This window comes from Alkalihalobacillus deserti (assembly GCF_020734105.1).
Lineage (GTDB): Bacteria > Bacillota > Bacilli > Bacillales > Bacillaceae_D > Halalkalibacter > Halalkalibacter deserti.
On sequence record NZ_JAJAFR010000001.1, the window covers coordinates 395,261 to 408,596 of the forward strand.

A 13,336-nucleotide genomic window follows, 5' to 3' on the forward strand; every position below is an offset into this window, starting at 1 on the left:
AGAGTGAAAAAAGGTGACTAAAGTGGTGGGGGTGCAGGCATGATCGAAACACTTTTGATCTTTTTTGTTCCACTAGCGCTCAAAGCGAGCTTTAACATAATCTAGTTCAATAGGAGAGAAAACATTTTCCCAAGGGAAATCAAGCGCCAATTTTACATAAAGGAGGTGGCGCAAAGAGGAAAAAGCAACTTGCGTAAATGAAAATGAAGGTTGAAGATAGATTACATTTGAATAAGATTTTGGTATAATGGTGGAAGTCATAATGAACTCCTTTCGGGATAGTTGTTTCGACACTTCTATTTTACCAAAGGAGACTCATTATGGCTTTTCTTTTCGTCTAAATTGACAAAGTTCCTATTTTACATAAAAACCCTGTAAATAATTGGGTTCTCCATGTGAAAGAATGACCGATTATGGCTATATTTCGGCCAAAATGGGATTTGACAAATCAACTGGAATTCGTTCCAGCAAGTACTCGTGGGACCACGTTCACAAGGTTGCTTTAAATGAACCTAGTATTATCAAGGGTCTTGGATTTTTGTCCGTTGGCTCTAACTTTATCGTCTATTTCTAATCTCAAAGATATTGTCTTTGTCTTTATTTCTTACACCGAATTGGTTTCATATTCCATTATTTGTTGGATGGCTTTTTATTTACTTAGCTTCAACTTCATTTTGACTATAGTTCGAAATTCTAAACTGAAGAGGTCTATGCAGACATGGTTACGTTACAAGACATCCTTTTTAAAACAAGAAAAATCAATAAACATAATTGCCCCCATATAGTATAAAAACTAATAGGGTTACATCTTATATGGCTTTTCTATCTTCCTCGTCCATTTTTTTATATTCTTCGTTGGATAAAGGGGTTATGGAAAAGCCAGTCCAAGCATAAATAAGTGAAATGAACGGGACAACTAAATTTAAAATGGCGTAAGGAGCGTATTCTAATGGATGTACAGATAAAGTCGCGAAAATAAAAATAGCACATGTATTCCAAGGAACAAAGACCGATGTTAACGTACCTCCATCTTCTACGGCACGCGATAGGTTTTTCGGGTGCAACCTCTTCTCTCGAAAACTTTGAACATACATTCTGCCTGGAACGACAACAGATATGTATTGTTCTGCAGCCGCAACGTTTGTTAAGAATGCTGAACTGATCGCGGTTGTAAGCAAGCCTTTTCCTGTTTTCGCTACTTTTAAGATTTGATCAACAATTGCTTTTAACATTCCCGTATTTTCTAGAACGCCACCGAAAGTCATAGCCACGATCGTTAACGAAACGGTATACATCATGTCGTCAATCCCACCGCGGTTAAACAAACTATCAATCATCTCATTTCCAGATTCTATTGAAAATCCACCTTGGAGTGTATTAATCGCATCATCAATGGCACCACCTTGTACCAAAACGTGTGCTAAAAACCCTAAGATGACCCCGATTGTTAAAGCTGGTAAAGCTGGTACTTTTTTTGCGACAAGGAGAATGACTATCGCTGGGACGAGTAAGAGCCATGGAGTAATGACAAAGTTAGTTTGTAGTTGTGTCATGGTATCGGCAATATGTCCATCCTCAATCGAAGTAGTAGAAAATTTTCTGCCAAGGAACCAATAAACGACCAAGGCAATGATTAAACCTGGAATGGTCGTATAGAACATATGTTTAATATGCTCGAAAAGATCCACTCCGACGACTCCAGCAGCTAAGTTGGTTGAATCAGAAAGAGGAGACATTTTATCTCCAAAGTAAGCACCGGAAATAATTGCACCAGCAATCATCGGTGCTGGTATGCCCATACTTAAGCCAATACCCATTCCTGCTACACCAATCGTCCCCATTGTTGACCATGAACTACCAATGGCAAGGGAAACGATGGCAGCAATGATCGTAATTGAAACTAGAAAAAGGGAAGGGGATATGAGCTTTAACCCATAATAAACCATCGTAGCAATAATTCCACCGCCAATCCATGCACCAATAATAATTCCAACCATAATGATGATTACGATTGCTGGGAGTGCTAAGCGAATCCCTTTATACAGTCCCTCTTCAATTTTCTGCCATGAGAAGCCGCACTTCCATGCGATGAGAGCGGATACAAATGTACCTAAAATAAGAGGAATGTGTGGGTCGCCGCCAAATACAACAATCGTAAATGACATGGCTGTAATCATGACAATAAGTGGAATAATAGCCCAGCCAAAAGGAATCTGATTTTCTTCATGTTTCATGTTATTGCCTCCCTTACAAAATTTAAAAGCATTTTCATTAAGCCACTGGCTGCATCTCCAAAGTCATTATCAATCTAAAAATTATTTCAGAGAATACAGCCCATTTTAGTTGAATCTTATAAACCTACACCTAGCAGTTTTGTAATTTTACCGATACTATGTATTTGATCTTATCTAAATGAGTGCGTTTTTATTTTTTTGATAATAGTCAGTAATTTAGTGAATTAGACTTTAACAACACAAACTGTTTTAACCTCCTCCGTCTTAATTTCTAATTGAAACGATAATATCTAAATATTCTTGAAGAAAGACCCTGAACAAGGTTTGAAATTTCTTTACTTTCTCATTTACCAATTATTGCAATTTCTATGCCAACTTTAAGACCCATCAAACTCAGGATTCTCTATTAATTACCGAAAGTTTTTTTTCTTTTCGAAAGGAAGTTTTACTTAAGAAAAAAATCTTTCGAATTTTATAAGGTGTCTAAAAGTCAATATTTTTAGACAAGATGAGGGAGTTTATGTACATCCATTCACAATATCCCTATAGTCTTTTCTGATAACTACTTCATTCAAAAGTTCTTTCTTTTTAAACCTACCCAATAAATAGCACGTATATTTCATTGTTTTTGTGAAATCATAATAAAATCTGTGTTATAAGTTGCAACTACCACTCACAAAAATTCTCCCTTACTTAACAAAGGAGGCAATCATGAAGATACCAGGTTACAGAAGCAAAACAGGTTGAAAAATAGGACTTGCTACAGTGGGTTACGAACTACTTTACTTGGCCTTATCGTAATAATTCTGAGTCCTTTCACCCGATGAGGCAGCTGATTTTAACGGAATAACAGCTCGAAGTGCTCAGGAACCCTCTGCAGAGATCCTTGAAGTTCGAGATGGATTAGTGACCCGATACCAGAATGAAATTGAACGGATTACTTCTTCTTTAAACGTTGCTTTATCGAGTCTTTCTAATCATTTAGTGAACTTTGATTCTAGTTCTGACTGGATAGAAACAGCTCGCGAGGAAAACAATGTAACGTTTACACTAGCGGGGCAATATAAGGAGTTTCAAAATGTACCGGGACACTTTACATCGATTCATGGAATTTTCATAGTAGGGTACCGAAATCTTGAACAATTTCATGTCATGTTTGCGGAAACCTCCGATGTAATGGAAACTTACATAAAGATCCTGTAAATAATTGGGTTATCCATGTAAAAGAGTGACTGATTATGGCCATATTTCAGCCAAAATGGGGTTTGACAAATCAACTGGATTCGTTCCAGCAAGTACTCGTGGGACCACGTTCACAAGATTGCTTTAAACCTAGTATTATCATGGGTCTTAGATTTTTGTACGTTGGCTCTTATTAAAAATGGATTCTTTTTTCACTTTTTTAATGCACTACCGGTTACCAAGAAAGCTTATTAGATAGGCGTTGTTAGCTTATCACGGAAATTCTATGAATAATTCAGGAGTATATTATATAGATTGGGAATAGCTTACGAGTATTTTGTGAAATTTGACAATGTAAGCGTTTTCAATTATAGTGGATTTAGGTCGGGTAGCAACAGTGGCTACCGTGGTATTTAGCGAAGGCGGGGCTGATACTTGGGAAAGGTTTCCTTTTATGTTTCAATAAACGTGCATATCATCTATAAGTAAATGAAAATTAAATAGCAGGAAAGAACCTACATTCATTTTGCAGAGTAGTAGGTTCTTTTTCGCTTTGTTAGGCTATACTTGCTGTTGAGGTGATAACCATGTGCGGAAGATTTACGTTAGCTGCACCTAAAGAACAAATTGAAGAACAGCTATTAGTAGAATTGTTCGATTATAATCCATGATTTAATATAGCACCGAGTCAGCCTGTTCTGAGCATTATTTCAAATGGAAAAAAAGAAAGCTGGTTATTTACGATGGGGTCTTATTCCTGTCTGGGCAAAAGATCCAAAATACAGTATCATTTTCAATTGTATTCAACGTAAGCGCTGGAAAAAGTCGTTTCGCAAAGCCTCCTAGCCAAATCCTTGACCACTTTACATGCTTGCATCTACACAAAGATAAAAGGTTCATTCTACTGAAATTTGAATTTCATTAAGCTACAGCATCTTTCGAAAACTGGTTCGTAGCTCGCTTGATACTAAGTCAAGGGGTTTTTTATTATGGAAAAACGAGTTATTCGAAAGTTCAAGCGAGAACCTTCTACTCCTAAAAACGGTTGAGCAATCTCAAACTATGAACGAAATGGTTGAACAATTCATGTTGATAAAAAATCGGAGGGCCTTACTACAATCAGTAAATTACCAGTTAAAGCACTTCTACTGATTGCACATTAAAATTTCATTCAGTCCCTACCCCTAGTTTCGACATTACCGCAAATCCTGTTTGTTATTTTGGAACCCAATTGACATAGCAGCATTCCTAATAAAGCCGCAATTAGAATATACATTCCGGCAAAGATTTGTATAGCTCCTCCTGCGAGACCTGCAATGATCACCGAAAATTCCCCTCTTGGCACCAGGGTAAATCCAGTTTCAAAGGATTCCCGCTTGTTTAAGCCATACCACTTTCCTCCTGCCACTCCAACAATCAGTTTGTGAAAAACCGACCACAGGACAATCGCAAATAGGAGCCCCAAAGCCGGGACTTCACTTGTAAATTCGAGTGAAATACCAAAGTTCAGAAAAAAGAATGGTAAAAACAAATTTCTAACAGGCAGTGCCACTTCCTTAATTTTATCTTTAAAGTCTGTTCCTGCAAACATCAAACCTGCCAGAAAAGCTCCAATAACCTCTGACAAATCCAATAATAGAGCAAAACCTCCATATGCCAAGGCCAGACCTATGATATAGATCAGCATATAATCCTCATGAAGAAATTTCTCGATTAGAGCATATCCCTTTTTCTGTATGAATCGGCTGATCAGCACCGCTAAACCTATAAGTAACGCAACTTTTAAAAAGATCAGAATGAATTCTATTACATTGAATCCTTCTCCACTGAATCCAATCAATATTGTAATCAATATGGGCGCAACCATATCTTCGAATATCAATAGGGCAAGTATATAACCTGATTCTTTTCGATCCAACTTGTTCTGGTGTTCGAGCAGCTTAATGGTAATAGATGAACTAGTCGCATAGACCAGCCCCCCTATTAATAGAGAATTAAACAAACTCTGTCCAAATAGAGCAGAAATCCCAGCAGTGACACCTACTCCGAGAATGAAATCCAATAAACCTGGTTTCCAGATCTTCTTGCCTTTAGCCGCAATCTCCTTCAACGGGTACTTCATTCCCAAAAGAAAGAAAAGCAAAATTAAACCGATCTCCCCTGCAACTTCTATCGTTTTAACTTCATCGAGCAGTCCGCCAAGCGAAATGCCTGCCCCAAGCAAAATATATATGACAATGTCAGGTATGCGCAGAAATTTAGTTCCAAAGTAAGCCGTGATAAATATCACTAAAAGAAATAAACCAAGAAATAACGGTAAATTCAATTTTTGCACACCCTCTTATTCTTCAACATTTAATTTCAATATTCTACAATACCCCTCTCTCTCGAAATCTAAGCTTAGTATAAACTGGTATAACATTCGAAATGTGGATCGTGACTGCACTGTCACCCAGAAAAGAATTAAAACTCTTTTCGGAGAATTTGCAAAAGTAGCTTAACACCCCTTTTGTTAAAAGGCAGCCATTTCATGTCAGCAACCAAGTGGCTAATGTACCCTCCCGCATAGGCTATCAGTATTCCGTCAGTCCTTAGACTGATTTGCAGATAATAGGCGATAACGGTGAAATAAGCCAGACCTAATAGATAGTGGGTATAACTTCGATGAGAGACAAAAGAAGCAATGATGATATAGAATCCAAATAACGCCAGCCAGTTTTCAGCGAGAAAAAAGCCTCCTATGGTGACTCTTTTCAAAGTCTATTTGGATCAACAGGTTCTATCCCACGTGAAAAATTAGATTATTATTTATCAAGTGGCTATGACAGATCGGATATTGTAGGAACAAGTTTTCTCGAATTGCAGTATGAGAACGTGCTCAGGGGTCAAAAAGCTGTCGTTAATAGTCTAACGACTTCTGCAGGTGGAGAAACCATTGAAAAGTCAGTTATTGAACAATTAGGGAAGCGTGGAAATGATCTTGTTTTAGCTCTAGATATGGAGTTGCAACAAGTTGTTGAGAAAGCGATTGACAAAGAAATCAAAGAAGCAGGAAATTCATTTGTAAAAGACCGTTCTGCCTATGCCACTTTTATGGATCCTCGAACAGGTGATATTTTATCAATGGCAGGTTTTTGGGATCCTGCTGGTAGTGATCAAACAACTACTTCTAACCATATTGGAAATGTTAACAAATCGTTTGAGATGGGTTCTTCTGTAAAGGCCGCTTCCGTATTAACTGGGTTTCAATCAGGAGTAACCAGTCCAGGTACTAAATTTCATGACAGGCCAATTCATTTACCAGGTGCCCCTACGATGAGTTCGTATAAAAACTTTGGTTGGGTTGACGACAGACGTGCACTAGAAGTATCTTCAAACGTCTATATGTTTGAAATTGGTATGCGGATGGCAGGTTGTTATAATCCGAGTACCTGTAGTTTTCCAAAGCTCGAGGAAGCATACAGTCAAGTACGATATAATTTTAGTCAGTTTGGTTTGGGTGTGGAAACGGGAATTGACTTACCATCGACTGCAACTGGACTAACGGGTGGTACAGCCTTACCAGGCAAACTGGCTTATTTAATGATTGGTCAGTTTGATACGTATACTCCACTACAATTAGTGCAATATATTGCGACGATTGCTAATGATGGGTATAGAATGAAACCTCGTTTAGTAACTGAAATAAGAGAGCCTGTATCTGATCGTGATGATCAGGGGGCGGTAATGCAAAAGTTTGAACCGTCGATTCTTAACCGAATTGATATGAAAGATGCTCATATTGACCGTGTAAAACAGGGACTGCGTGATGTAGTAACAAAAGGAACTGCGTCAAGTCGTTTTGCGAATGCACCGTACCAGTTGGCAGCAAAAACAGGTACAGCTCAGGTTAGTGTAACGGTTGGAGAAGGAAGTAGTCGTCGAAGTGTTGAGGGAAATACGCACACGTTCGTAGGATACGCACCATATAAGAACCCTGAAATAGCATTTGCTGTGGTTGTCCCTAATGTTAAGTTAGACTCACGTGGAGGGACACAAGGGATTGCACAAGATATCGCTAAAGATATATTAGATGCATATTTTGAAATGAAAACAGTTCGAAACGGTCCGCAAAAAGCAGATCAACCGGTTCTTGAAGATATGTAAACAGAAAACAAGTGAGGTACAATTGTCTTTGTCTCACTTGTTTTTTAGTTATTTTCTTACAATTTCCCCCCATTGTCATTGATTATTTCTTATGATAACCCATTTTCTTCAACAAAATTTATAAATGTTGTGGGATCCTTGATAATTTCCCCCTGTACAAGCTGGGACGTAATATCAATACTTCAGTCATTCCTGTTGTAATGGCTAAGAACTGTGTATAATTTATCTGCCCTTCTCTTTCGTCATAGTGCTCCTGCTCTTATTTTTGCTAAGCTCTTCTTCTGCTAGTGTGATAAACCATTCTTTTTCAAGCTTTTGTTTCGTCTCCAAAAATAGTGGGGGATGCCTTTAACAATGAATAATTATTTTTCTTATTATAGCAACGCAGATTAGCACAACAGGTAATTTTATAAAAACTTAATAGTATCCTTTTAAAAGCGCACACTATTTTTAAATGAAGTGTGCTTTTTATAACTATTACTAGAGGATGAAAACATATGCATGTTTTTACTGCCATTATTAGTATCATTGCTGTTTTTATTTGGGGGGACTGGAGAAATTGGAAAAAGTATCATGCAACGTTACTATTCTTTGCTCTAGGGAACTTAGCTTATAACTTCTTAACAGCAAATTACTTTTTGTGGCGTTTGGATGCTGATTTTATTTCTAATCACACCCTTGCAGAAATGTTATATACGTTTATTGTTTTCCCAGCTACTGGAATTCTTTTCTTAGGTAATTACCCTGAAGGAGTCATAAAACAGATTTTACATACATTACAGTGGATTGCGATTTATGCATTTTGGGAATACATTTTTAATTTAACGGGAAGCATTCAATACCAATACGGATGGACATTTTGGTGGTCTGTTGCAACTCTTTTTGTAATGTTCCCTCTATTGAAACTGCATGTCAAATATCCATTGTTAGCATATTTTTTGTTTGGAATTGTTTCAGTTGTTCTACTTTGGTGGTTTGACGTTCCTGTTCATCTGCCTGTTGAAGAAAGGGGCTATTATGGAAAATAACTATGAAATACTGTGGAAAATTAGAGAATTACAAGAACAAATCATTCAGTTGGAAATAAACAGATGGTTGCAATATCATTTATTCTCATGGAATTGGTGGTTATTAATTGTATTCTTGATTGCTCCGTGGTTTATTTGGATTAAATTCCTTGACCGAAAAAGAATTTTCGAAATTTTTTCTTTTGGCATGCTAACCAGTTTAATTACAGTTTTTTTCGATGCTGTTGGGAAAGAGCTGGGATTTTGGGTATACCCTATAGAATTAACACCATTCGTCCATAGTGCAGGGGCTTTTGATTTTAGCGTGATTCCAGTAGCTTACATGTTGATCTATCAACATTTCAAAAGATGGAAAACTTTCATAGCCGCTTTAGTCTTTATGGCGTTAATTTATGCATTTATAGGGGAACCTTTTGCACACTGGGCAGAATTAACTTATTACCTAAAGTGGAAATACATTTATTCTTTCTTTTATTACATTTTAACTGGAATGTTAGTGAGATGGATTGTGGAGAAACTACTTAAAATATCAAGATAGGCTATAAAATGTTTTATTTTTTAATCTTCTAATTCAACGGGTGCTAGTAATAAGCGAAACAAAAACAGGACGGAAATAGGTTCTGTTCTTAGTGTTTTATTAATGATAATTGGGCTTTGCTTTGGCTTTTAACTTTAGAGTAAATAGTAGAGCGTGGCACACCTGTCATTTTAACAATATCGTTGACGCTCAATCCACTTGATTCTCTTTCATCATAAAGCTTCATAGACTTTAGACTTTTAACGTCCTTTTCAGCCTTCCCGATACGTCCCATATGCTACTCTTATTCCTTGCTGTTTCACATCCTTTTGCTGTTTTTTCAGCTATTAAATCGTTGGTGGGCCGTATATTAATAATTTGTAAACTGTGTTAAGGTTTCTACTAAACCATTTGATTATTTTTAAAAATGAGGTATTCTCAAGAAAAAGGAGTGAAAATAATGATTACTATCAATGAACTTAAAAAAGAATTTGAAGAAAAATTAAATAGAAATCTTACAGAAGAGGAATTAGATTGTATTAAATGGATGGTTGCTTCTCAAGATCATCAAGCCTCAGCTTAAACCCACTTAGCAACTTCTCTACTTTCGTATTAATCTATCATCAGATTTCTTCATTAACTAAAAAATAAGGCCGATTTGATTTTATATCCTATTCTACATTTATTTTATTTACCAATTAACTAGTCTCGACTATATAGTTCTGAACCCATATCCCAGTTATTGGGATTCTTATGTAATTCATGGGATTACCTAATTTCTCACATATCTTAATATGTTCATAAGCAAAATATTAATACATCTTAAATAAAAGGAGGATACAAAAATGGCAAATAACAATAGTTCAAACCAATTAGTTGTACCTGGAGTACAGCAAGCGTTAGACCAAATGAAATATGAGATCGCATCTGAATTTGGTGTTCAACTTGGTGCAGATACAACATCTCGTGCAAATGGTTCTGTTGGTGGAGAAATTACAAAGCGCCTTGTACAAATGGCTGAGCAACAAATGAGAGGCTTTCAAAAGTAAGTCTCACTATATCCAAACTTCGAGAAATTGAATATATGGCTAAGAAGCAAAATTCAATTTTGCTTCTTTCTTATGGTGTGCCCGGCATGTGGCCATTCTTAGGGTTCAAGTCCCGAACTGGGAAGGCAGTAGTAACAGTTAGTGGATAGGCTACACTTAGTTGGGCAACAAAAAATCTGGGGCTAGTTGAATAATACACAACGAGTGAGGAGAGAATTCCACTATGTCTAAAAAAAGAAAACCGTTTACCACAGAGTTTAAGAAGCAAGTGGTTGCTCATGAAAGTGGAAAAAGTCGTCAAGATATTGTCCGTGAATATGAATTAACTGATTAGACAGATGGATTACTCAATTTCAACGTCTGTTTCGTTCAAAGAGAAAGACAATCAACCCCCTAAATAACAAGAATTGATTGAGTTATGAAAAAGAAATAAACAGCTAGAAATAGAAGTCGATATTTAAAAGCAAGCCACGCTGATCATGGATCAAAAATAGAGGTGATCGAAAAAAATCGACACACCTATTCGGTATCAGCAATGTATGAATTCCTACAAATAGCTCGGGGTGATTTTATTATAAAACAGAAATAGCAGCTCAAAAACAACTAGAAAAGGCTGCGGAAGAACAAAAATTAAAAGAAGAAATACTAATGATCTCTTTAACAAAACCGTCAAGTATATGGAACTCGTAAAATGAAAGGTGCTCTTTTAAAAGCTAGTCACACAGTTTCCAGGCGTCGCATAATTGATGGGAGAGCTTGGAATCCAATCGAATTATGCACAACCGTCCTACAAGCCAATGAGCTCCCGACCAAATGATGAATCCGTTCGAAACAAGTTAGGTTGAGAATTCCGAAGAAATATTAATGCGATAAATCACTCTTTTTGAGTGGCTTTTTTATTTAGATTAAGAAGGAATTATCTCTTCGAAATTGGGAAACATGACGATAAAGGGAGATGATTCAAAATGGACGATGCTAATAAAATGATTGCTAAATTAGGAATGGAAACAGTAGAAAATAGGATTGAGATAGAAGCTTTAAAGGAGCTTCTTATGGAAAAAGAAGTATTAGCAGAAGACGATATCTTATCTAAATATGAACAAGTACGTGAAGAAAAGGTAGAAGCTTATGCTGCGGAATTATTAGAATTAAGTATCGAGGAATATAATGAAATGACTAGAGCTGAAGATGAATAAAGAAAATGAAGGCATCCATTCAATGGATGTTTTTTCTATGCATTTTAGGAAGAGATAAGTGATGAGTAATTTTTATTAAAAGCGTTGAACCGCAAATCATGAGGTTAGAGGCACTAGGAATGTTTTAGAATATAGTAGATTGTTGATTAGTTATCATGTCCATTATTCGGTTAGCGATGATGGAAGAGTGAGTGTTGATTAATCCAATAGCAGAAGCCGAGTATGAGATAGCTAGACGAATTAATAGTAACTAAATGAAAAGTCTAGTGAGATTAATATTGGTATTTAGTTTGACTTGATAACGGATGAGGAGATTGAAAAGCGTTTGGAAGTGGAAACCCCACGAGATTACGTCAAAGGATAATTAATTGGAAAAAGTATTACTAATCAAATCAAAACAAGAGAAAAGTGATTCAAAGAGCAATAGAATACTCCCTGAGAGGCAGAATTGAAGTTCGTATCGACTTGGCAAACCAACTTGACTACCCGCATTGGAAAAATGGTAAAGGCTGTTCCGCAGTCAAGTCACGTTGAGTGCGTCTCGCAGATAGTTTTAAAAGAAGTAGCAGGCCCCAAATAGGGGATTCCTGCTGCGTTTATTTGATTTTTGGAGCTGAAAAACGATAGTGGATTATTGGCGCTCCATCAGCTTTTACTTCAATACGATTAATTAAACGATGTAAAATCTCTGGTGTTAACTCATCAAAGTTTAGAAATTGAAGTAATTCTTGTTTTAACAACTCGATGTTATCCACTGTTTTTTCACTTGCCATTGCTGTGAGTAAATCGGTCTTTTTCTCGATCTCGTACTAATTTAAACAAATCATCTAGTTTCAAAAGTTTGTCGTTATATCGGTAGCGTTGCTTCATTTGTTTGACCATCCCGATCACAAACAATCCTTTTTCTGTGATCGACTCGATCAAAGGTGCATGTGTAACCCAAGTATCCATTAAAACATAATCGGCAACTATGCCTTTATCTAAGGCATTTTGAATAAGATTAGCTGCCACATCAGGCTTAGATTGTATAGCTTCCATGCGACGTTTAAAGCCTGAAGTTCTTTTATCAATAGAAGAATCCATTTCACAATAACGATTCTCTTTTTTGGCTGAACTGAGGAGCGCAAAGTCAACGGGTACAAACGAAAATCCGTCTGACCAACCAAGTGTTAACATCGAAAAACCTTTGACAAAATTATGAGAAACATGATCATGAATACGTGCGAGTAACTCAACCTTTTTACTACGATTCCGTGAATAAACCGAGTCATCTAATAAAAAAACAGACACTCTCTTTGATGAGGTTAACTTTTGAAAACGTTGAGTAATTTCAAGCGAAAGCGCTGATAAAACTGCGCCAGTTGAATGTCGGCACTTTTAAAAAGTCATAAATCACATCTTTACTTGGAAGATCAGTAGCTTTTTTATTTAAACAAGCATGGTACCAGTTCCGATGCTCAAAAACTAATAGGAACAATAGCTGAAAAATAGTAAGGCATGAAAATACCAGTTTTTTCGTAATCCCAGCATTGCGTAAATGCCTACCTACATTTAATTCGGAAAAGCTGTTTTTCATAGCTTGTGACAGGTGGACAAAAGACGATTTTTTCGATAACATAATGGTGACACCTTTCTTTGTGTAATTGGTTTAGTCACCATTATTTTACCAAAGAAACAGGTGTCTTTCTTTTTGTCTGCACATAAAAATCAATGAAAGACAAATTGATAGTAAATTGTGTTCTATCCAAGTTACCATGAGGCTTTAGAGTTCGGATTCAACTCCGAAAGTTGAGTTATATAAAAATATGCAGGTAAACACCACTACATCAATTCTATCTTAGTTCACCATCCAAGCCATGTAGAAAATGTTGCGGTACTTGAAGTAAGGAATTGATCAAATGAGCCCAAAACTGGGCTCATTTTTGAATTTGTAAATCTTTTTTGTCTACAGCTAATAGGGTAAAGTGTTTAACGAGGTATTTGG

General features: G+C 36.6%; 15 protein-coding genes. 8 read left to right on the forward strand and 7 right to left on the reverse strand.

The genetic code is table 11. The features are described 5' to 3' along the window. Positions 1 to 809 precede the first annotated feature (809 nt). Positions 810 to 2,234, reverse strand: coding sequence for a Na+/H+ antiporter NhaC (gene nhaC / locus LDX58_RS02005; protein WP_227935186.1), 1,425 nt, complete (start codon positions 2,232 to 2,234; stop codon positions 810 to 812). 906 nt (positions 2,235 to 3,140) lie between these two features. On the opposite strand from nhaC, the gene LDX58_RS02010 reads away from it, so the two are divergent. After that, on the forward strand, positions 3,141 to 3,437 hold the full coding sequence (locus LDX58_RS02010) for a hypothetical protein (protein WP_227935187.1): 297 nt from the start codon (positions 3,141 to 3,143) through the stop codon (positions 3,435 to 3,437). A gap of 1,150 nt (positions 3,438 to 4,587) precedes the next feature. Here LDX58_RS02010 and LDX58_RS02015 read toward each other — a convergent pair. Together LDX58_RS02015 and LDX58_RS02020 are read right to left on the reverse strand one after the other, a co-directional pair. Next, the gene (locus tag LDX58_RS02015) at positions 4,588 to 5,742 is read right to left on the reverse strand and encodes a cation:proton antiporter (protein ID WP_227935188.1); all 1,155 of its coding nucleotides are present in this window, start codon (positions 5,740 to 5,742) and stop codon (positions 4,588 to 4,590) included. 137 nt (positions 5,743 to 5,879) lie between these two features. Continuing rightward, the gene (locus LDX58_RS02020; protein ID WP_227935189.1) at positions 5,880 to 6,173 is read right to left on the reverse strand and encodes a metal-dependent hydrolase; all 294 of its coding nucleotides are present in this window, start codon (positions 6,171 to 6,173) and stop codon (positions 5,880 to 5,882) included. A 24-nt stretch (positions 6,174 to 6,197) separates the two neighbouring features. On the opposite strand from LDX58_RS02020, the gene LDX58_RS02025 reads away from it, so the two are divergent. The 3 genes from LDX58_RS02025 to LDX58_RS02035 all read left to right on the forward strand — a co-directional run bounded on the left by LDX58_RS02025 (position 6,198) and on the right by LDX58_RS02035 (position 9,128). Then, positions 6,198 to 7,562, forward strand: a complete 1,365-nt coding sequence (locus LDX58_RS02025; protein ID WP_227935472.1) for a peptidoglycan D,D-transpeptidase FtsI family protein — start codon at positions 6,198 to 6,200, stop codon at positions 7,560 to 7,562. Between the two features lie 497 nt (positions 7,563 to 8,059). After that, entirely contained in the window at positions 8,060 to 8,590 is a 531-nt protein-coding gene (locus tag LDX58_RS02030) for a CBO0543 family protein (protein WP_227935190.1), read from the forward strand. Continuing rightward, positions 8,580 to 9,128, forward strand: coding sequence for a CBO0543 family protein (locus LDX58_RS02035; RefSeq protein ID WP_227935191.1), 549 nt, complete (start codon positions 8,580 to 8,582; stop codon positions 9,126 to 9,128). Before LDX58_RS02030 ends, LDX58_RS02035 begins: the two co-directional genes overlap by 11 nt. An 88-nt stretch (positions 9,129 to 9,216) precedes the next feature. Here the strand turns inward: LDX58_RS02035 and LDX58_RS02040 are convergent, their stop codons facing one another. Next, on the reverse strand, positions 9,217 to 9,402 hold the full coding sequence (locus LDX58_RS02040) for a hypothetical protein (protein ID WP_227935192.1): 186 nt from the start codon (positions 9,400 to 9,402) through the stop codon (positions 9,217 to 9,219). 165 nt (positions 9,403 to 9,567) lie between these two features. Here LDX58_RS02040 and LDX58_RS25735 point away from each other — a divergent pair, with 165 nt between their 5' ends. The 4 genes from LDX58_RS25735 to LDX58_RS02050 all read left to right on the forward strand — a co-directional run bounded on the left by LDX58_RS25735 (position 9,568) and on the right by LDX58_RS02050 (position 11,352). Beyond that, positions 9,568 to 9,690, forward strand: a complete 123-nt coding sequence (locus LDX58_RS25735; protein ID WP_265416518.1) for a hypothetical protein — start codon at positions 9,568 to 9,570, stop codon at positions 9,688 to 9,690. Positions 9,691 to 9,952: 262 nt separating this feature from the next. Beyond that, a complete protein-coding gene (locus LDX58_RS02045; protein WP_227935193.1) occupies positions 9,953 to 10,156 on the forward strand; it encodes an alpha/beta-type small acid-soluble spore protein in 204 nt (67 codons plus the stop codon). 223 nt (positions 10,157 to 10,379) lie between these two features. Then, positions 10,380 to 10,490, forward strand: coding sequence for a transposase (locus LDX58_RS27025; protein WP_504752601.1), 111 nt, complete (start codon positions 10,380 to 10,382; stop codon positions 10,488 to 10,490). Positions 10,491 to 11,121: 631 nt separating this feature from the next. Continuing rightward, positions 11,122 to 11,352 carry a hypothetical protein gene (locus LDX58_RS02050; protein ID WP_227935194.1) on the forward strand — a complete coding sequence of 77 codons (231 nt, stop codon included), beginning with the start codon at positions 11,122 to 11,124 and terminating at the stop codon, positions 11,350 to 11,352. Positions 11,353 to 11,948: 596 nt separating this feature from the next. Here the strand turns inward: LDX58_RS02050 and LDX58_RS02055 are convergent. The 3 genes from LDX58_RS02055 to LDX58_RS02065 are packed head-to-tail and all read right to left on the reverse strand — an operon-like array spanning position 11,949 to position 12,970. Then, on the reverse strand, positions 11,949 to 12,107 hold the full coding sequence (locus LDX58_RS02055; protein WP_308017415.1) for a DUF4368 domain-containing protein: 159 nt from the start codon (positions 12,105 to 12,107) through the stop codon (positions 11,949 to 11,951). A 7-nt stretch (positions 12,108 to 12,114) separates the two neighbouring features. Continuing rightward, entirely contained in the window at positions 12,115 to 12,642 is a 528-nt protein-coding gene (locus LDX58_RS02060) for a transposase (protein ID WP_308017416.1), read from the reverse strand. A gap of 40 nt (positions 12,643 to 12,682) precedes the next feature. Next, positions 12,683 to 12,970 (reverse strand): hypothetical protein, encoded by a 288-nt coding sequence (locus LDX58_RS02065; RefSeq protein ID WP_227935196.1) that lies wholly within the window; start codon positions 12,968 to 12,970, stop codon positions 12,683 to 12,685. Between the last annotated feature and the right edge of the window lie 366 nt (positions 12,971 to 13,336).